This window comes from Enterobacter sp. ODB01, from assembly GCF_001623605.1.
GTDB classification, from domain to species: domain Bacteria; phylum Pseudomonadota; class Gammaproteobacteria; order Enterobacterales; family Enterobacteriaceae; genus Enterobacter; species Enterobacter kobei.
The window spans coordinates 3,864,380-3,882,651 of sequence record NZ_CP015227.1 but is presented as its reverse complement, the minus strand read 5'-3'; the positions used below and the strand labels follow the sequence as shown (position 1 = coordinate 3,882,651).

Here is an 18,272-nt window from a genome sequence, read left to right as displayed (position 1 = left end):
ACCGCGCCGGGCTTTTTTATGGAATAAATATGGCCACGCAACCAACTCAAGATGCAGTACCAAGCGAATCTCCGTTCGATTTCAAATTTAACGCAGGGAAAATTGACGAGTTCGTCACATCCATGGGGTGGACCTACACTGATCGCTTTGGTCAGAAGCACTACACCATCGAGGGCATCAATTACCTCGCGCAGCAGGCCATGAACGCCTTCGGTTACGTGATTCTTACCGGGAAGACCTTCACCACCGGCGCGACTATCAACAACCCAAATGAGGTGCTGCTGAATACCGCCGACGGCGAATATTACAAATGGACTGGTTCGTTTGCTTCCGGCCCGAAAGTTGTTCCGGCCAACTCAACCCCTGCCAGCACTGGTGGTATTGCGCCTGGAGCGTGGATTGGTGTTGGTGATGCGTCATTGCGTGCTGCGCTTGCAGCGGTGAGTGGTGCTGGTCTGGTCGGACTATCGGTAGGATCTGTCTATCCTGCTGGTACAGTCGGTTCTGCCATTCAATACCGCACTCCTCAGATGTATGGTATTGAACCAAGCACCACAAACATCATTGGCTCCGGTCTGGACGCTATGTTTGCTTCCGGAGGCGATATTCGTTTTGAAAAACCTGGTACATATCTTACTGACCGCGCCTGGGTGTTGCGCTCTGGTACTCGTCTGTGGATTGGACCAGGTGTTATTTTGAAGGCCGCGGACAGCTACAACGGCAATATTCTTCGTAACTATAGTTATGACGTCAACTCCGGAGCAGCAGACGATTTCATCGAAGTGTGGGGCCCGGGAACTATTGACTTCAATGGACTTTCCAAAGGTTTCAGTGGCCTAAACAGCATGGCGTCAGTGTTCAAGAACGTCACAACCCTGCGACTCGGTGGTGGTATACTTACCAGAAACGCCCGTAAGTACTGCTGGCTGATAGCTAAAATCCAGAACCTGCACGTAGACGGGTTGCGATTCAACACTATCTCAGATGGTCTGCACTTGCAGAACCCTGTCACGAACGCTTACATCAGGAACTTATCAGGTGTGACAGGTGATGACATGTGCGCGCTGACAATAGGGGATTACCCTTCATATGATATTAGCGAGCCGGGAGATTTCTCTAACGTAGATATAGCAGGCATTTATGGCCTTAATACGGTTAATGATGAAGGGACAACAACTACTACGCTTGTAACATTTGGAGGTAACGGTTCTGGTGTTTACGTGCGCGTTAAAATCTCTGGTCTGTACGGCAATACAAGGGACTCAGTAATGCGTTGTAATGCCGATACCAATGGACTTGACTATACGCATGTTAATTTCCTTCATGTAAGTGATGTTTATGCTATCCCAGGTAATGGTCTAAGCGGAACTGGGGCTTTCGCTGTCATTACTTTTGACGACCGAGGGTATAAGAAGCCGGAAAATTTGTATGGTGTGGAAGTAGATGAGGCTGTTCTGGAGAACATATTCAGCCGTAAAGATACAGCCCCTGTGGTTAACGTGTCGGGATCGGTTGGCACTTCTGTGCATCAGCTGACGATTAACAACGGTCCTCGTAATGCTTTGGGGCTTGTGTCAATCAACAATGCCAACACAACCTTCGTCGACACGCTGTTCATCAACAACTGTCGCATTATCATTCCAGCTAGCTCCAACGCCAGCGTGATTGCTAGCCGTGGTGTGCTTGGACATGTCTACATGAATAACGTACAGGTTATATTCCCAGACACTACTCAGGGCCGACTGTTCCGCTCGTTAGGAACTATCGCCACTAGCCTGAGCAAGTTGTATCTGGAAAACGTCACACAGATCAACGGCGCGGCTGCTATATTCTCGCAGGTGGCTATGGCTACACAGCCAGAGATTTACTTGTCAAACACCACCTTCGACGGTTGCGCTGGCATGATAGACCTGACGGGCACAACTGCGAAGGTGTATAACAGCAACGTGAAAACTGCACTGGCAGCTGGTTATGTGCCGTTCTCTTCTAACGCTGCCAACTACACCATCAGTGGTGATGTTGATACTGGCGGGACTAATACTATTGCCGTGTCTAACGGTGGTACAATAAGGTTAGGCAGAGGTCTGCACAACATTGCGTGTGACCTGACCAGGCTGACGTCTGTGGATAACGCAGGCTGCTACAACTCGAATGCTGCATTATCATGCGGTGTCGGGATGGTATCTGTTCAAAGCAAAGTCTGGAAGCATATCTATACTGGAGCATCCTATACCAGCAGTAGTTAATAACTTGATCACATGGATGTGATAATCAATTGACGTTTAAGAAATATACCGCATTATTACGAAAAAATTGATATCAAAAGTGTTAATTACTAAGTGATATTATATTTTCCTATCCCACTGGTAAGTTATTGGAATGTAAAATGCGCCACTACCATTGAATTCAATGATAGTGGCGGTTAATTTATTGTGTTTAAACTGGTGTGCCTATTATAAATAAATTAATTATCTATTTTCTTTATGTCAGATTTTATTTTGTTACTTCCTATATTTAGAGCAAAGTATGCTTTGCCGTTTATAGCATAAAGACCAGGCTCGGATTTAAGGGTGTAGCGCTTACCATCTATCATTACGCTTTTTGATTTACCAATAAATGCATCATGTTTTGACCATACATCCTTGTTATAGTGATCTAACATAATAACGATCACATAATCATTCCTTAGTATCTGATCGTTGTATACCCAAGACTCGATACCTTTCGCATATCCATTTAAATCAATGTTTATTTTGGTGCCTTCCGTGGTTATAACTGAATAATCAAAGTTTGGATTTATGTAAGACACATCTTTAAGCCCAAAGAAATAAGGTAATTGTTTTGGCTTGAACATGTCAAACTTATCACCTTCATTAAACAAATGCCTAAATTTATATTCTGGGATCGTTGCACTCGTCTTAAATGAAGATCGCTCTTTATTCATGATATATTGACGAATCACTTCCTGCTTTGCTACAAAGTAATATGATCTCGCCATTAAAGAGTATGCATACGTTGATGTTAAAAACAATATTGATAGGATGGGTATCAACAGCTTTTTATTGGCATTTTCTAATGCTATAAACGTGGCAAAAGATAAACCACCTAAAAGCATTATAAATTGGCCGTTCGTTGCCCTTGCAGGATATGCTGGTGAGCCAATCATAATTAAATTAGCGATAAAGGCTAGAAATATAAAGAATGGAATAGCAAAATATATATGCCTATTACTATTGAACCCATCCCTTGCTTTTCTTGTGGGCAAGGCTATACACAATAGAATAGCTATGAACATAACAACAGGCCAGTCAACCTGCAGAACGAAAGGCATTTTCTTGAATGCCCAGAGCCAAAGCTTATAGCCCCAAGTGGCATTCTGCCACCATTCACCTTCCATTGACATCCTTCTGAAATTTCCTGGAGCCAAAAGAAGAACTGCTGCGCCAATTAATGTTCCAATTAAACTAATTGCACCTAATTTAATTTGTGGCTTGTTAAAAAATAACACAAATAATAGATAAAGAGAACAAACACCAAAGATAACAAGGCTCATGTTTTCATTGCTGCAACCCGCTACAACTGATAGCAAAAAAACGGTGATATAGAAAGAAATGCTATGCTTGTTATTAGAGATTAAGTTTCCGAGTAAAATGTTGATAAGGATAATTATGAAAAGGTTAGTCCATACATAATTAGTAGACCCAACAATCCAAAAGGATGTTTGCCCTAAGTTTGGTGAGCACGTCCATGCAATTGACATAATTACATAAAACATTACCACATAGTTCAAATTAATTTTTTTGGATTTTAGCGAGAAGGGAAGTTTTGCAAGGGCAATTATCAAGCCATACGTCCCAATAGCATTAAAAGCTGAGCGCATGAAATGCGAATCCATCCACATTATATAAGAAGCAATATAGTCTGCTGTTAGCCTTCCACTCCATGTTAAATATCGGTGATAATGCCCTAAAAAGTTAGGAAACCCACCAATCCTAGTACCAAAATCGTCTGAATGCAATGGGGTGAGTAACGCTATTGCCAGAATTAACAAATACCCGGGTATTGTCCATTTCAAAACTTTGTAATAATTATTACACACTTTATTTTTTCCCCTTCAATATATAACGAGGTCTTCTCTTAACCTCAACATAAATCCTGCCGATATACTCCCCAAGCACGCCTATACCTATCAATTGAACCCCGCCCAGGAAAAGTATTGAAACCAGCATTGATGGATAGCCGCGAACCGGATTGCCAAATGCTAACGTGTCGACGATCATCCATGCGCCATAGATGAAGGCCAGTCCAGCAACGAACAAGCCGATATACGTCCACATGCGCAGTGGAAAAGTTGAGAAACTGGTAATGCCCTCTAATGCAAGATTCCACAGCTTCCAGCCATTGAACTTAGAATCCCCGGCAACACGTTCTGCGCGGGCGTATTCAACAACGTCAGTGCGTCCGCCAACCCAACTCAAAACGCCTTTCATGAAAAGGTTTCGCTCAGGCATTAGCTTGATATTCTCAACAACATCCCGAGACATCAGGCGAAAGTCGCCAACATTTTCCTCTATCTGCGGGTTGCTTATTTTGTTGTGCAGCTTGTAGAACCACTCAGCGGTCTTGCGTTTGAGTCGTCCATCAGTTGAGCGGTCAGAGCGTTTAGCAAGGACCATATCAGCCCCGGCTTGCCACTTCTCTATCAGGTGTGGAATGACCTCAATTGGGTCCTGCAAGTCAACATCAATTGGGATTATTGCCTCACCTGTTGCATGGTCCAGGCCAGCGAATAGCGCAGGCTCTTTACCGAAGTTTCTTGTGAATGACAGGGGGACCACAAGCGGATCGGCAACAGCAAGCGCCTTTATAATTGACTCTGTCGCGTCTTTACTACCGTCATTGATAAAGACTATCTCAACTTCATGCTGTTGTAGCTCTTCAAATTCTCGCACGGTCTTATAGAAGATCGGAATTGCTTCCTCTTCATTAAACACCGGAACGACAAGAGAAATTTTCATTTCGCATCCCTAAAGACAATGAATTTTGAGTATATGAATCCAGCAACCAGACTAAATGCCGAGAAAGCTATGAGAGTGACAACTGGTGGAGCTCCGATTGCATCCGCGATAAAACCTGTCAGGGCAGCCATAACGCCCATGAAAATGACGAAAGCGATGTACCGAGCAGAAGTGGCCTGAGATTTGAACGTCCATTTTGCATTTGCAAAAAAACTAAAAGTTACCGCAATACAAAAAGCAACAACGTTCGCAACTGCCTGATTAGCACAGATGAAATGCATAAGCGCACCGAAACACAGCCAGTGAAGAGCAGTGTTGACCACCCCCACAGAAACATAGCGAGTAAATAGCTTTAACATTATAGAAATCAGTTAATTCTGAAAGGTAGGGAGTGTAGCACCACTATGAAGCTTGATCGACTCTCATATTTAGCGATACTGTATATGCATACAGCTATTTTGTGAGGTAATTATGCCACGCACAGCAGACATGCACGCCGCCTTTGTTGCGGTCACTGAACCATTCATTCCTCCTTCTGCCACTATTGTCGAAACGCAGGACGGCTATGATGTCGTTGATGACTCAACGCTGTTTAAGCGCGGAGATACATTGCTCATCTGGTTTTGCGGACGACAGCAGCACGCGTATTGGGCCGGTGATGCGCTAATTACCGATGATGGTGAGGCTATAGAAGGCGAGGCTCTTGATGATGTTCGCCTTGTTGGCGTGGTTACGCATACCATTGTCCCGGTATGGGTCGACGACAATCCGGTGATGTGACATGTTTGCCCTGGTAGATGTGAACTCGTTTTATGCGAGCTGTGAGACGGTATTCAGGCCGGATCTATGGGGAAAGCCTGTTGTTGTGCTATCCAACAACGACGGCTGCGTGATCGCCCGCTCAGCTGAAGCCAAAAAGCTCGGCATTAAAATGGGCGATCCGTACTTCAAATGTAAGGACTACTTCCGGCAGCAGGGCGTGGTTTGCTTCAGCTCCAACTATGAGCTCTACGCCGACATGAGCAACCGTGTTATGACAACGCTGGAGGAAATGAGCCCTCGAGTCGAAATATACTCAATCGACGAGGCCTTTTGTGACCTCACCGGCGTGCGTAACTGCCGCGTTCTGGAAGAGTTCGGTCACGAGCTGAAAGATGCTGTGCGCAGGAATACCGGCCTGGCAGTAGGTGTGGGGATTGCTCAAACGAAGACGCTGGCAAAGCTCGCCAATCACGCTGCAAAGACATGGAAGGCCACTGGCGGCGTTGTGGACCTGTCAAATGTGGATCGCCAGCGAAAGCTCATGTCGCTGCTACCCGTTGACGAGGTCTGGGGGGTTGGTCGCCGCATCAGCAAGAAGCTGGAAGCGATGGGCATCAAAACCGTTCTCGACCTGGCGGACACGCATATTGCCGTTATCCGTAAACACTTTAACGTCGTGCTGGAAAGGACGGTGCGCGAGCTGCGCGGCGAACCATGTCTCGAACTGGAAGAGTTCGCGCCGGTTAAGCAGGAAATCGTCTGCAGCCGGTCATTCGGCGAGCGCGTTACCGAGTACGAACAGATGCGGCAGGCCATCTGCAGCTATGCCGCGCGCGGTGCCGAGAAGCTGCGAGGTGAGCATCAATACTGCCGGTACATATCGGCGTTCGTGAAGACGTCTCCCTTTGCGCTGAACGAGCGGTATTACGGCAACAGTGCATCAGTAAAGCTGCTAACACCAACACAGGATAGCCGCGACATTATAACCGCCGCAACCCGGTGCCTGGATGCAATCTGGAAGGATGGGCACCGGTATCAGAAAGCGGGGATCATGCTCGGCGACTTCTTCAGCCAGGGTGTGGCTCAGCTAAATCTGTTCGACGAGAATGCACCGCGCGAAGACAGCGCGCAGCTAATGCAGGTCATCGACCAGCTCAATGCCAAGGGCGGAAAAGGCACGCTATATTTTGCCGGGCAGGGAATTCAGCAGCAGTGGCAAATGAAGCGAGAAATGCTTTCGCCTCGTTACACTACGAGATTTTCAGATTTGCTTGTTGTCCGATAAAAGAGGTGCGCACCTGATAAATCTTACAATCGGATCGGTGGTGATTATGCTGATGGTATGGGAAGGCGTAAAGCGGCAAGTTGCGAAACTGGAAGGAGCTACGCAAAGATTTGGTGATGGGGCATGGATGGGACACAAAACAGCACTCGCTCTAAGGTGAACTTAGACGACTGAAGTTTTCGACGACTCTAACCATCTGTTATTTGGTGCGCTCTTGGACGATCTTTGTCGATTATGAAAAATGTATGCTCATGTGATGGGGATGCAGGTTTAAGCCTTTTATCTTCGCTGGCAGCCGCAGCGCTTTAATGCCACAATATTTTTTTCTTCGAAAGCAGGAAAGATGATGAAAAAAATAGCAATTGCTGGCGCGCTGCTGGCACTGACCGGGTGCGTACAGGTCGATAACTATCAGGATGTGATCAAGCATCCTGTCCCGGCGCATCTGGCGGGATACTGGCAGTCAAAAGGACCGCAGAGTAGCCTGGTCAGTCCTGAAGCGATTGCCACGCTGGTGGTGACCGAAGAGGGCGATACGCTGGACTGCCGCCAGTGGCAGCGCGTGATTGCCGTGCCGGGTAAAATCATGCTGCGTTCAGACAGCTACTACAACGTTACCCGCAAGCTGGATATCTATCCGCTGGAGCGCGATGGCGCGACGCTTGAGTATGACGGGATGGAGCTGCAGAAGGTTGACCGCCCAACGGTGGAATGTGCTGATTACCTGAGCAAAAACCCGCTGGAGAGTAAACTACCGTAGCCGTTTGTTGCCGGGTGGCGGCTTCGCCTGGCCCGGCCTACAAAAGTACCGTCCCGTAAGCCGGGTAAGCGTCAGCGCCACCCGGCATTGTTTCTACAGCGCATCTTCTATTACCCAAACGCTGACACTCCCTCCATTACAGGTAAAGGTGCCTTCGCCATCTGCCGCGGTGGTGACCGTTTCTTCGCGATTGCCGAGGAAATCACGCCACGTTTTGTCGCCGTAATTTTCCCCAAGACAAATCACTTTCTCGCCGTCGTCGCCGTTCGACATCACTACCACACAGCCGGGATCGTCTTCCGTACCGCTGCGGCTGAAGGCGATGCAGTTAGGATGGTCAAAAAACAGGGTCTGCACGCCGTGGGCAAAACGCTGCCGGGCGAGGATCAGTTCATGAAGCTGCTCAATGACCGGCATGTCGATGTGGTAGGTCTCGCCATCTCCACCCGTATCGTCATAGCTCGCCCCGAAGAGATCCGGATAAAACACGCTCGGCACGCCGTTTTCCCGCAGCAGGATCAACGCATACGCCAGCGGTTTAAACCAGGCTTCTACCGGTGCTTCCAGCGCCTGCAAAGGTTGGGTGTCGTGGTTAGCGACGAGAGTGACCGCATGGAACGGATCCGCCTCCACCAGCGTACCGGTGAAAATCTGGCTCATGTCATAATCCCGTCCCTGACGAGACGCTTCGTGGAATTTCATCTGCAGGGGAGCATCAAAGAGCATGGTTTTACCGTCGACCTGGTCAATATAGGCCTGCAGCTTATCCACCTCATGGGACCAGTATTCCGCCACAATAAACAGCGGCTGGTCAGCGACGTCCTGGACGTGCTCAATCCACTCTTTATAAAACCAGGCGGGAATATGCTTGACGGCATCCAGACGAAAACCGTTGCAGCCCGTCTGTTCCATGACCCAGCGGGCCCAGTATTTGATCTCTTCGGTGACCGCGTGATTGCGAAAATCAATATTCTCGCCCATCAGATAATCGAAGTTACCCATCTCATCATCAACCTGATCGTTCCAGCCTTCGCCAGTGTAGTCGTTGACGATTTTAAAGATGCCGTCTTCATCCGGGTTTTCAATATGGTCCACGCCGCTGAAGCATTTGTAATCCCAGACGAATTGGGAATATTGCCCGGCACGGGCAGGGAAGGTATAGCGGGTCCAGGCTTCACACTCAATGATTTCATCATCAATTTGCGTGCGGTCTTGCTCGTTCACGCGCTGAACGCGGACAGGTTCTTTCTCGTCTGCCCCCATCTTGTGGTTCACCACGACGTCCAGCAGCACGGCGATATCATTGCTTTTCAGCGCCTCAATGGCCTCCAGCAGCTGCGCTTTGTCACCGTATTTCGTGGCGATACTGCCTTTCTGGTCAAATTCGCCGAGATCGAACAGATCATATGAGTCATAGCCAACCGAATACCCGCCGGACGCACCTTTATACGCGGGGGGAAGCCAGATCATATTGATGCCGATTTCATTAAGATTAGGGGCTAACGCCGTGACTTCGCGCCACAATTCACCGCCAGCAGGGTAATACCAGTGAAAACATTGTAAAAGTGTTGGGTTGCGCATGCACCATCTCCATGAGGTCGCGAGACTCAAGTATGGCGCAGGTTTGGCAGAAATGCTGGCGTACGAAACGGTTAATGCTCGTACGCCAGTAAAATGGCTAACTTATATCGCTATTACTTTGCGGAACCAGGACATGGCCGCCTTGATTACCGTAGGTGGAGAGAACGGTTTTCTGGATGGAGGATTGCCCAACTAGCTTCGCCAGCTCATCCATTCTGGCTTGCAGCAATGTTTTTACCTGGCCTTCGTTGTCCAGGATCACCCGCAGCGTCGGGCGAAGCTGCTCCTGAATCTGCATCGAAGGTTCACTTTCCTGAGTGAGACGAGCCAGTGAGTGCACCGCATTAACATAGTCGGTTTCACAGATGATCAGATCATCCCATAGCCCCTGCCGGGCCAGTCGCAACATCAACTGGCTCTGCTCAAGGAGTTGCTGATAAAGGGTATAGAGCTGCGGTGCATTACTCATTAGACGGCGTCCTGCATCAGTTGTGGGGTACCGGCAACCTCCTTCCACCCGTCAGCGATATTGCGCAGCAATGTTTCCACCTCTTCGATGGCGCTGGCGTCGTTATTCACATTGGCGTGCAGGAGGCGACGAACCATATAGGCATAAAGGGCGATCAGGTTTTGTGTGAGCTCATCACCATTACTTTCCACCAGGCCGACCTTCAGACCGTTCTCGATAATGTTGATCGCTTTCGAAATCGCGAGTCCCTTTGCCGGGATATTGCCGTCTTGCAGGAACAGACGCGCGCGAACCAGCGCGCTGAGGGCTCCATCAAATAGCATGATAACCAGCTGTTGCTGGCTGGCGCTCATCACCGCGCTTTCAACCTCTATTTTTGCGTAGGCTTGTGTACCTTTTGCGCCGTACATGTTATCCCCCTCGGGTCTGATTAGCGTTTACTACTTGTTGCTGGACGTATTTTCAAACTGCTGCGTCAGGTAGCTACTGGTGTTGTTCAATGAGGTCATCAGTACGTCCAGCTGGGTAAACTGAGCTTTATACTGTGCCACACGAGCATCAATACGATCGCTGACTGAGTTGTATTGATCCGTCAGCTTGTTCAGCGTTTTGCTGACCCCATCTTTTGCCGCCTGGATAATCCCTTTGCTGGAGAGCCAGTCAGTCAGATTGGTGGCCATGGTGGTGGTGATACCGGTGGCTTTACCGTCGCCCACAACCAGATCTTTTACGGCGATCGGGTTATCAGTTAGCGCTTTTTTCAGCTTCGCGCTGTCCAGCTCCAGTTTGCCTGAGCTTGGGTCTGAGGTAATGCCCAGTGACGACAGCGTCTTATAGGTGGTGCCGCCTACGGTGTTGCTCAGCATGGTTTTCAGCTGGGTCTGGATCGTACGCAGCGTGCTGTCACCGAGCAGGGCACCGTTGCTGGCATCCTGTGCATCTGTACCTGCATCCACCGCCGTATATTTGGTTAATGTTGCAAAGCTGTCCTGAAGGGTGTTGTAGGCATCCACCCAGGCTTTCATTGCCGTTTCCGCTTTCGACGTATCTTTGGTGATCGTCAGCGTCTGGTTGCCTGTGGTGACATCGTTCAGGTTCAGGGTGATATCTTCCAGCGCATCGCTGATGGTATTGCTGCTGTTTTCGATATCTACGTTGTTCACCTTCAGCTTCGCGTTCTGCGCGGTGACGCTTTCCGTCATCCCGTTGCTGGCGTCGGTGCTGGTGCCGTTATAACCCATAAAGGATTGCAGAGCGCTGTCGCCGCTCACGCTGATGCTGACCGCGTTGTCCGCCCCGGTTTCGGTAGAGGTGATGGACAGACGATACTGACCATTACCGACGTTAATAATACTGGCGGTCACGCCAGCGTCAGCTTTGTTAATCGCATCGCGAATGCCGGTCAGCGAGGAGTTGGCGGCGCTGATATCTACCGTCACCGGTTTTTTACCGTTGCCTGCGGTAAAGGTAATTTTGCTATCTGTCGTGGCGATAGCGGTTTTAGTATCCGCCTGGGTATTTTTGGTGGTCAGCGTTTGCGCCTGCGCCAGCTGCGACACGCTAACGGTGTATTTCCCCGCAATCGCGCTGCCGGAGGTGGTGGCGCTGAATGCCGTGGTGCTGCTCGCCGTGCTGGTGGCCGTAAACAAGTCGGCTTTATTCAGCGCGGTGTTGGCGGTCTGAAACGCTTCCAGTGAACTCTTCAACGTGCCGTAAGCGCTAAGCTTGGCGGTATAAGATGACTGTTGTTTGGAAATCGGTGTTAGCTGCTCTTTTTCGGCCTTGGTCAGACTATCCAGAATGTCTGCTAACTGAAGACCCGAACCAATCCCCAATGATGAAATACTTGCCATATTTATTCCTTAATCTATCGACACGTAGAACGAATAGTGGGGTTATCGGCCTTAATGGGGGAAAGTTTACGGTTAATTTCTTTTTTTTAATGGCGGGAATAACGGTAATAGAGAAGAGTATTTCCGTGGCTAAAAAAATTATCGAGATCCTGAAAAAAAATCTAAAGGTTGTTTTGGACCAGACGATAACACCTTTGACGGCGATGAAGCCGAAGGGTGGAAACCCAAATCTAACCAAACAGATTTGATGAACAACAGGAATCGAAATCATGGCACAAGTCATTAATACCAACAGCCTCTCGCTGATCACTCAGAACAACATCAACAAGAACCAGTCTGCTCTGTCTTCTTCTATCGAGCGTCTGTCTTCTGGTCTGCGTATCAACAGCGCTAAAGATGATGCTGCGGGCCAGGCTATCGCTAACCGCTTCACGTCTAACATCAAAGGTCTGACTCAGGCTGCACGTAACGCTAACGACGGTATCTCTCTGGCGCAGACCACTGAAGGCGCGCTGTCTGAAATCAACAACAACCTGCAGCGTGTTCGTGAACTGACCGTTCAGGCGACCACCGGTACTAACTCTGATTCTGACCTGTCTTCAATCCAGGACGAAATCAAATCCCGTCTGGACGAAATCGACCGCGTATCGGGTCAGACTCAGTTCAACGGCGTGAACGTACTGGCTAAAAACGGTTCTATGTCTATCCAGGTTGGCGCGAATGATGGCCAGACCATCAACATCGACCTGCAGAAAATCGACTCTTCTACTCTGGGTCTGAACGGTTTCTCTGTTTCTAAAAACTCTCTGAATGTTGGCGATTCAATTACTCAGATTGCTGATACCGCAGCTGCTTCTGCTGGCACAATGGTTGATGTTGACCTGTCTGGTGTTGCAAGCAAACTGGGTGTTGATGCAAGCACTCTTAGCCTGCATAACATTAAAGGTAGTTCTGAGTATGTTGTTCAGTCTGGTAACGATTACTACTCAGTATCCGTTGATAATGACAGCAGCACCGGTGCTAATGCAGGTAAAGTAGTACTGAACACGACTGATGTAACCTATGGCGATGCAGCTAACGGCATCGATACTAACAAGGCAAGCATGTCTGGTCAGTTGATTAAAGTTGGTACCGATTCTGCTGGCACTGTGACTGGTTTTGTTACCGTTCAAGGCAAAAACTATGGTGTGGCCGCTGGTTATCTTGCTAACAGTAATGATGCAGCAGCTGCAACAGATACTACTTCTGTTGGTACTGCAACAGTTGGTATCGAACTGAGCTCTGGCACCGAATCTGACGGTACTACTAAAGTAACTGCATCCCCAGAATTCGCTGGCGCATCAACAAATGACCCTCTGGCTCTGCTGGACAAAGCTATCGCTTCTGTTGATAAATTCCGTTCTTCTCTGGGTGCGGTACAGAACCGTCTGAGCTCTGCGGTAACCAACCTGAACAATACCACCACCAACCTGTCTGAAGCGCAGTCCCGTATTCAGGACGCCGACTATGCGACCGAAGTGTCAAATATGTCTAAAGCGCAGATCGTTCAGCAGGCCGGTAACTCCGTGCTGTCCAAAGCTAACCAGGTTCCTCAGCAGGTTCTGTCTCTGCTGCAGGGCTAATCGCCTGATAATGCTCAAACCCCGCTTCGGCGGGGTTTTTTATTTAGCGCTATTCGCATAACCCCCCAAATAACCCCTCATTTCACCCACTATTCACCCAATTGAAACCCCTGCAGAATCGGATAATCATGCCGATAACTCAATTAACGCAGGGCTGTTTATCGTGAATTCACTCTATACCGCTGAAGGTGTAATGGATAAACACTCGCTGTGGCAGCGTTATGTCCCGCTGGTGCGTCACGAAGCATTGCGCCTCCAGGTGCGCTTGCCGGCGAGCGTGGAACTTGACGATCTGCTACAGGCGGGCGGTATCGGGTTATTGAATGCAGTTGACCGATACGACGCTCTGCAAGGAACGGCATTTACGACTTACGCAGTTCAGCGTATTCGTGGTGCGATGCTGGACGAACTGCGCAGCCGTGACTGGGTGCCGCGAAGTGTTCGCCGCAACGCCCGCGAAGTGGCGCATGCGATGGGGCAGCTGGAACAGGAACTGGGACGCAACGCAACGGAAACCGAAGTGGCGGAACGTCTTGGCATTGCTGTTGAAGAGTATCGTCAGATGTTGCTCGATACCAATAATAGCCAACTCTTCTCTTATGACGAGTGGCGCGAAGAGCATGGCGATAGCATCGAGCTGGTGACGGATGAGCACCAGCAGGAAAACCCGTTACACCATTTAATGGAAGGGAATTTACGCCAGCGCGTAATGGAAGCGATTGAAGCGCTGCCTGAACGCGAACAGCTGGTGTTGACCCTTTATTACCAGGAAGAGCTTAATCTCAAAGAGATTGGCGCTGTTCTGGAGGTGGGGGAGTCGCGGGTGAGCCAGTTGCACAGCCAGGCCATTAAACGCTTACGAACCAAGCTGGGTAAGTTATAGGTGATTTTTTCACCCGAAAAATGCCGCACAACGTATTGACAACCAGGAGTTATCATGACGGTGCAGCAATCAAAAAGACGGCCTTTAAGCCGCTACCTGAAAGACTTTAAACACAGCCAGACGCATTGCGCCCACTGTAAGAAACTACTCGATCGTATCACGCTGGTTCGCCGTGGCGAGATCGTGAATAAAATCGCGATCTCTCGCCTCGACACGTTGATGGACGAAGCGGCGTGGCTCGAAGAGCAGAAAGAGTGGGTGGCGCTTTGCCGTTTCTGTGGCGATCTCCACTGCAAAGAGCAAAGCGACTTCTTCGACATTATCGGCTTCAAACAATTCCTGTTTGAACAAACGGAGATGAGCCACGGCACCGTGCGCGAATATGTGGTTCGCCTGCGCCGCCTTGGACAGCATCTGACCGTTAACAACATCTCTCGCGATCTGCTAAAAACCGGTTATCTGGATGAGAATCTGGAGCCGTGGCTGCCTGCCACCAGCACCAACAACTACCGTATTGCGCTGCGCAAGTATGCGCAATATAAGGTACAAATGCCGGGTGCGATGAAGCAGAAAGGCCACGCCGGAACAACTTCTGATATATATTAAAAAAGAATAAGATGTAGCGCAGTCGCCTTTGACGTCGCAGGCGATTTCTCTACACTACGTAAAAATTCTACGCTATCGGGGTATTTATGAAATTAGCACTTCTGGGTCGTCAGGCGTTGATGGGCGTTATGGCCGTGGCGCTGGTTGCGGGTATGAGCGTGAAAACGTTCGCTGCAGAAAATCTGCTGAACAAAGTAAAAGAGCGCGGAACGCTGCTGGTTGGGCTGGAAGGAACCTATCCTCCGTTCAGCTTCCAGGGCGACGACGGCAAACTGACCGGTTTTGAAGTGGAATTTGCCGAAGAACTGGCAAAACACCTCGGCGTGAAAGCCTCCCTGAAACCGACCAAATGGGACGGTATGCTGGCATCGCTGGATTCCAAACGCATTGACGTGGTGATTAACCAGGTGACCATTTCTGACGAGCGTAAGAAGAAGTATGACTTCTCCACGCCGTACACCGTGTCCGGTATTCAGGCGCTGGTGAAGAAAGGTAACGAAGGCACCATCAAAACCGCGGCCGACCTGAAAGGCAAAAAAGTGGGTGTCGGTCTGGGCACTAACTACGAAGAGTGGCTGCGCCAGAACGTTCAGGGCGTGGACATCCGTACCTATGATGATGACCCGACGAAATACCAGGATCTGCGCGTAGGCCGTATTGACGCCATTCTGGTTGACCGCCTGGCCGCGCTGGATCTGGTGAAGAAAACCAACAACACTCTGGCGGTTGCCGGCGATGCGTTCTCTCGTCAGGAATCCGGTGTTGCGGTCCGTAAAGGTAACGAAGACCTGGTGAAAGCGATCGACGCTGCGATTGCTGATATGCAAAAAGACGGCAGCCTGAAGGCGCTCTCTGAGAAGTGGTTCGGCGCAGACGTCACCAAATAAGTCTTTGACGTGAAAAAAAGGCGCTTTTAAAAGCGCCTTTTTTATTTCTTACGCGTCTGCGTGCATAATGAAAAATATCACATTTTGTCTGAGTTACCGGAGAACCCATGTCACTACAGAATTTAACGCGCTTTCCCCGCCTGGAGTTTATCGGCGCGCCGACTCCGCTGGAGTATCTGCCGCGATTTTCTGATTACGTAGGACGCGATATTTTCATTAAGCGCGATGACGTGACGCCGATGGCGATGGGGGGCAACAAGCTGCGTAAGCTGGAGTTTCTGGCCGCGGATGCACTGCGTGAAGGGGCGGACACGCTCATCACCGCCGGGGCAATCCAGTCCAACCACGTTCGTCAGACGGCGGCAGTGGCGGCGAAGCTTGGTCTCCATTGCGTGGCACTGCTGGAAAACCCAATTGGCACGCGGGCAGAAAACTATCTCACCAACGGTAATCGTCTGCTGCTGGATCTGTTTAATGTGCAGGTGGAGATGGTCGATGCGTTGACCGACCCGACTGCGCAGCTCGACGAACTGGCTACGCGCCTAGAAGCGCAGGGTTTTCGTCCTTATGTCATCCCTGTCGGCGGTTCGAATGCGCTGGGCGCGCTGGGTTATGTGGAAAGTGCGCTGGAGATCGCGCAGCAGTGTGAGGGGGCGGTGAGCCTCTCCTCCGTGGTTGTCGCGTCTGGCAGTGCGGGCACGCACGCCGGGCTGGCGGTGGGGCTGGAGCAGCTGATGCCCGAGGTGGAACTGATAGGCGTGACGGTGTCCCGCAGCGTTGCGGATCAGAAGCCCAAAGTGGTCACGTTACAGCAGGCGGTGGCAGAGCAGCTGGCGCTTAAGGCAAAAGCCGATATTCTGCTCTGGGATGACTATTTTGCGCCGGGCTACGGCACGCCTAATGAAGAGGGGATGGAGGCGGTTAAACTGCTGGCGCGCCTTGAGGGTATACTGCTTGATCCGGTCTATACGGGTAAAGCGATGGCCGGGCTTATAGATGGCATTACGCAGAAACGCTTTAAGGATGAAGGGCCGATTTTATTTGTGCACACCGGCGGGGCGCCCGCGCTGTTTGCTTATCATCCTCATGTCTAAAAATCAGGTCGAAAAATAATAATGCAAGAAAGTATACAACTGGTTATTGATTCACTGCCGTATCTGCTGAAAGGTGCGGTATTCACGCTCCAGCTGAGTATTGGCGGGATGTTCTTCGGCCTCGTGCTAGGCTTCGTGCTGGCCTTAATGCGTATGTCGCCCATTCTGCCGGTACGCTGGCTGGCGCGCTTCTATATCTCCGTGTTTCGCGGTACGCCACTTATTGCTCAGCTCTTTATGATCTACTACGGTCTACCGCAATTCGGTATCGAGCTGGATCCGATCCCGGCGGCGATGATTGGTCTGTCGCTCAATACGGCGGCCTATACCTCTGAAACCCTGCGCGCGGCAATCTCGTCCATTGATAAAGGTCAGTGGGAAGCGGCGGCCAGCATCGGGATGACGCCGTGGCAAACATTGCGTCGCGCTATTTTGCCGCAGGCTGCGCGTGTGGCGCTTCCGCCGCTGAGCAACAGCTTCATCAGCCTGGTCAAAGATACCTCTCTGGCCGCAACGATTCAGGTGCCTGAACTGTTCCGTCAGGCGCAGCTTATTACCTCGCGCACCCTTGAAGTCTTCACCATGTATCTGGCTGCCTCGCTGATTTACTGGGTGATGGCGACGGTGTTGTCTGCTCTGCAAAACTATTTTGAAAACCAGCTTAACCGCCAGGAGCGTGATCCAAAATGAGTGCTATCGACGTTAAAAACCTGGTGAAAAAATTCCATGGTCAAACGGTGCTCCACGGGATCGATCTGGAAGTGGAGCAGGGCGAAGTGGTGGCGATTATCGGGCCGAGCGGGTCGGGAAAAACGACGCTACTGCGCAGTATTAACCTGCTTGAACAGCCGGAAGGGGGCACCATCCGGGTCGGGGAGATTACGATTGATACCGGTAAATCCATCAGTCAGCAGAAAGGATTAATTCGCCGTCTGCGTCAGCATGTGGGCTTTGTTTTCCAGAACTTCAATCTTTTTCCGCACCGCACGGTACTGGAAAACATTATTGAAGGGCCGGTCATCGTAAAAGGTGAGCCAAAAGAGGACGCGACGGCGCGTGCCCGCGAGCTGCTCGCTAAAGTTGGGCTGGCAGGTAAAGAGACCAGCTATCCGCGCCGCCTGTCAGGAGGCCAGCAGCAGCGCGTGGCGATAGCGCGTGCGCTGGCGATGCTCCCTGACGTGATCCTGTTTGATGAACCGACCTCCGCGCTCGACCCCGAGCTGGTGGGCGAAGTGCTGAATACCATTCGCCAGCTGGCACAGGAAAAGCGCACGATGGTCATCGTGACCCATGAAATGAGCTTTGCTCGTGACGTGGCGGACAGGGCCATTTTCATGGATCAGGGGCGGATTGTGGAGCAGGGGCCGGCGAAAAGTTTATTTGCGGATCCTCAACAGCCGCGAACCCGCCAGTTCCTTGAAAAATTCCTCATGCAGTAGCATTTTTGTCCTT

The 18,272-nt window shown here is 50.2% G+C and carries 18 protein-coding genes; 11 read left to right on the top strand and 7 right to left on the bottom strand.

Annotation, left to right across the window (positions count from 1 at the left end):
- Window positions 1-29: 29 nt before the first annotated feature.
- Window positions 30-2,246 (top strand): hypothetical protein, encoded by a 2,217-nt coding sequence (locus A4308_RS18420; RefSeq protein ID WP_063308701.1) that lies wholly within the window; start codon window positions 30-32, stop codon window positions 2,244-2,246.
- A gap of 218 nt (window positions 2,247-2,464) precedes the next feature.
- On the opposite strand, the gene A4308_RS18415 is transcribed toward A4308_RS18420, so the two are convergent.
- From A4308_RS18415 to A4308_RS18405, 3 genes are read right to left on the bottom strand one after another with little or no spacing between them, the layout of a single operon-like run.
- Window positions 2,465-4,051, bottom strand: a complete 1,587-nt coding sequence (locus A4308_RS18415) for a DUF6056 family protein (protein ID WP_131619240.1) — start codon at window positions 4,049-4,051, stop codon at window positions 2,465-2,467.
- Between the two features lie 49 nt (window positions 4,052-4,100).
- The gene (locus A4308_RS18410; protein WP_045135348.1) at window positions 4,101-5,018 is read right to left on the bottom strand and encodes a glycosyltransferase family 2 protein; all 918 of its coding nucleotides are present in this window, start codon (window positions 5,016-5,018) and stop codon (window positions 4,101-4,103) included.
- The gene (locus A4308_RS18405) at window positions 5,015-5,377 is read right to left on the bottom strand and encodes a GtrA family protein (protein ID WP_063308700.1); all 363 of its coding nucleotides are present in this window, start codon (window positions 5,375-5,377) and stop codon (window positions 5,015-5,017) included. Before A4308_RS18405 ends, A4308_RS18410 begins: the two co-directional genes overlap by 4 nt.
- 112 nt (window positions 5,378-5,489) lie before the next feature.
- Between A4308_RS18405 and A4308_RS18400 the strand changes: the two genes are divergently transcribed.
- From A4308_RS18400 to yedD, 3 genes are all read left to right on the top strand, one after another.
- Window positions 5,490-5,798: a hypothetical protein gene (locus A4308_RS18400; protein ID WP_080335852.1), complete on the top strand. Its 309-nt coding sequence runs from the start codon at window positions 5,490-5,492 to the stop codon at window positions 5,796-5,798.
- A 1-nt stretch (window position 5,799) separates the two neighbouring features.
- Entirely contained in the window at window positions 5,800-7,065 is a 1,266-nt protein-coding gene (locus A4308_RS18395; protein ID WP_063308699.1) for a Y-family DNA polymerase, read from the top strand.
- 346 nt (window positions 7,066-7,411) lie between these two features.
- Window positions 7,412-7,825 carry a lipoprotein YedD gene (gene yedD / locus A4308_RS18390; protein WP_045135351.1) on the top strand — a complete coding sequence of 138 codons (414 nt, stop codon included), beginning with the start codon at window positions 7,412-7,414 and terminating at the stop codon, window positions 7,823-7,825.
- 93 nt (window positions 7,826-7,918) lie between these two features.
- Here yedD and amyA read toward each other — a convergent pair whose 3' ends face one another.
- The 4 genes from amyA to fliD form a co-directional block, all read right to left on the bottom strand.
- Window positions 7,919-9,406 (bottom strand): alpha-amylase, encoded by a 1,488-nt coding sequence (gene amyA / locus A4308_RS18385; RefSeq protein WP_045135352.1) that lies wholly within the window; start codon window positions 9,404-9,406, stop codon window positions 7,919-7,921.
- Between the two features lie 97 nt (window positions 9,407-9,503).
- Window positions 9,504-9,875: a flagella biosynthesis regulatory protein FliT gene (gene fliT, locus A4308_RS18380; protein ID WP_014884388.1), complete on the bottom strand. Its 372-nt coding sequence runs from the start codon at window positions 9,873-9,875 to the stop codon at window positions 9,504-9,506.
- Entirely contained in the window at window positions 9,875-10,285 is a 411-nt protein-coding gene (gene fliS / locus A4308_RS18375) for a flagellar export chaperone FliS (RefSeq protein WP_014884387.1), read from the bottom strand. Before fliS ends, fliT begins: the two co-directional genes overlap by 1 nt.
- Window positions 10,286-10,315: 30 nt before the next feature.
- A complete protein-coding gene (gene fliD / locus A4308_RS18370) occupies window positions 10,316-11,728 on the bottom strand; it encodes a flagellar filament capping protein FliD (RefSeq protein WP_063308698.1) in 1,413 nt (470 codons plus the stop codon).
- Between the two features lie 269 nt (window positions 11,729-11,997).
- Here fliD and A4308_RS18365 point away from each other — a divergent pair, with 269 nt between their 5' ends.
- From A4308_RS18365 to tcyN, 7 genes are all read left to right on the top strand, one after another.
- Window positions 11,998-13,350: a FliC/FljB family flagellin gene (locus tag A4308_RS18365; RefSeq protein WP_063308697.1), complete on the top strand. Its 1,353-nt coding sequence runs from the start codon at window positions 11,998-12,000 to the stop codon at window positions 13,348-13,350.
- A gap of 163 nt (window positions 13,351-13,513) precedes the next feature.
- The gene (locus A4308_RS18360; RefSeq protein WP_014170714.1) at window positions 13,514-14,233 is read left to right on the top strand and encodes an RNA polymerase sigma factor FliA; all 720 of its coding nucleotides are present in this window, start codon (window positions 13,514-13,516) and stop codon (window positions 14,231-14,233) included.
- Window positions 14,234-14,287: 54 nt separating this feature from the next.
- Window positions 14,288-14,839, top strand: a complete 552-nt coding sequence (fliZ, locus tag A4308_RS18355; RefSeq protein ID WP_014884383.1) for a flagella biosynthesis regulatory protein FliZ — start codon at window positions 14,288-14,290, stop codon at window positions 14,837-14,839.
- Between the two features lie 86 nt (window positions 14,840-14,925).
- Window positions 14,926-15,726, top strand: coding sequence for a cystine ABC transporter substrate-binding protein (tcyJ, locus tag A4308_RS18350; RefSeq protein ID WP_014884382.1), 801 nt, complete (start codon window positions 14,926-14,928; stop codon window positions 15,724-15,726).
- Window positions 15,727-15,833: 107 nt separating this feature from the next.
- Window positions 15,834-16,820 carry a D-cysteine desulfhydrase gene (dcyD, locus tag A4308_RS18345; protein WP_023330807.1) on the top strand — a complete coding sequence of 329 codons (987 nt, stop codon included), beginning with the start codon at window positions 15,834-15,836 and terminating at the stop codon, window positions 16,818-16,820.
- Window positions 16,821-16,841: 21 nt separating this feature from the next.
- Window positions 16,842-17,510, top strand: a complete 669-nt coding sequence (tcyL, locus tag A4308_RS18340) for a cystine ABC transporter permease (protein ID WP_014884380.1) — start codon at window positions 16,842-16,844, stop codon at window positions 17,508-17,510.
- Window positions 17,507-18,259, top strand: a complete 753-nt coding sequence (tcyN, locus tag A4308_RS18335; protein WP_063308696.1) for an L-cystine ABC transporter ATP-binding protein TcyN — start codon at window positions 17,507-17,509, stop codon at window positions 18,257-18,259. Before tcyL ends, tcyN begins: the two co-directional genes overlap by 4 nt.
- Window positions 18,260-18,272: the final 13 nt, after the last annotated feature.

Coding starts and splice junctions, on each gene's coding strand:
- fliD (WP_063308698.1), bottom strand. CDS start 11,728: ATGGCAAGTATTTCATCATTGGGGATTGGTTCGGGTCTTCAGTTAGCA.
- A4308_RS18405 (WP_063308700.1), bottom strand. CDS start 5,377: ATGTTAAAGCTATTTACTCGCTATGTTTCTGTGGGGGTGGTCAACACT.
- fliS (WP_014884387.1), bottom strand. CDS start 10,285: ATGTACGGCGCAAAAGGTACACAAGCCTACGCAAAAATAGAGGTTGAA.
- tcyJ (WP_014884382.1), top strand. CDS start 14,926: ATGAAATTAGCACTTCTGGGTCGTCAGGCGTTGATGGGCGTTATGGCC.
- fliZ (WP_014884383.1), top strand. CDS start 14,288: ATGACGGTGCAGCAATCAAAAAGACGGCCTTTAAGCCGCTACCTGAAA.
- A4308_RS18365 (WP_063308697.1), top strand. CDS start 11,998: ATGGCACAAGTCATTAATACCAACAGCCTCTCGCTGATCACTCAGAAC.
- dcyD (WP_023330807.1), top strand. CDS start 15,834: ATGTCACTACAGAATTTAACGCGCTTTCCCCGCCTGGAGTTTATCGGC.
- tcyL (WP_014884380.1), top strand. CDS start 16,842: ATGCAAGAAAGTATACAACTGGTTATTGATTCACTGCCGTATCTGCTG.
- A4308_RS18400 (WP_080335852.1), top strand. CDS start 5,490: ATGCCACGCACAGCAGACATGCACGCCGCCTTTGTTGCGGTCACTGAA.
- yedD (WP_045135351.1), top strand. CDS start 7,412: ATGAAAAAAATAGCAATTGCTGGCGCGCTGCTGGCACTGACCGGGTGC.
- fliT (WP_014884388.1), bottom strand. CDS start 9,875: ATGAGTAATGCACCGCAGCTCTATACCCTTTATCAGCAACTCCTTGAG.
- A4308_RS18395 (WP_063308699.1), top strand. CDS start 5,800: ATGTTTGCCCTGGTAGATGTGAACTCGTTTTATGCGAGCTGTGAGACG.
- tcyN (WP_063308696.1), top strand. CDS start 17,507: ATGAGTGCTATCGACGTTAAAAACCTGGTGAAAAAATTCCATGGTCAA.
- amyA (WP_045135352.1), bottom strand. CDS start 9,406: ATGCGCAACCCAACACTTTTACAATGTTTTCACTGGTATTACCCTGCT.
- A4308_RS18420 (WP_063308701.1), top strand. CDS start 30: ATGGCCACGCAACCAACTCAAGATGCAGTACCAAGCGAATCTCCGTTC.
- A4308_RS18410 (WP_045135348.1), bottom strand. CDS start 5,018: ATGAAAATTTCTCTTGTCGTTCCGGTGTTTAATGAAGAGGAAGCAATT.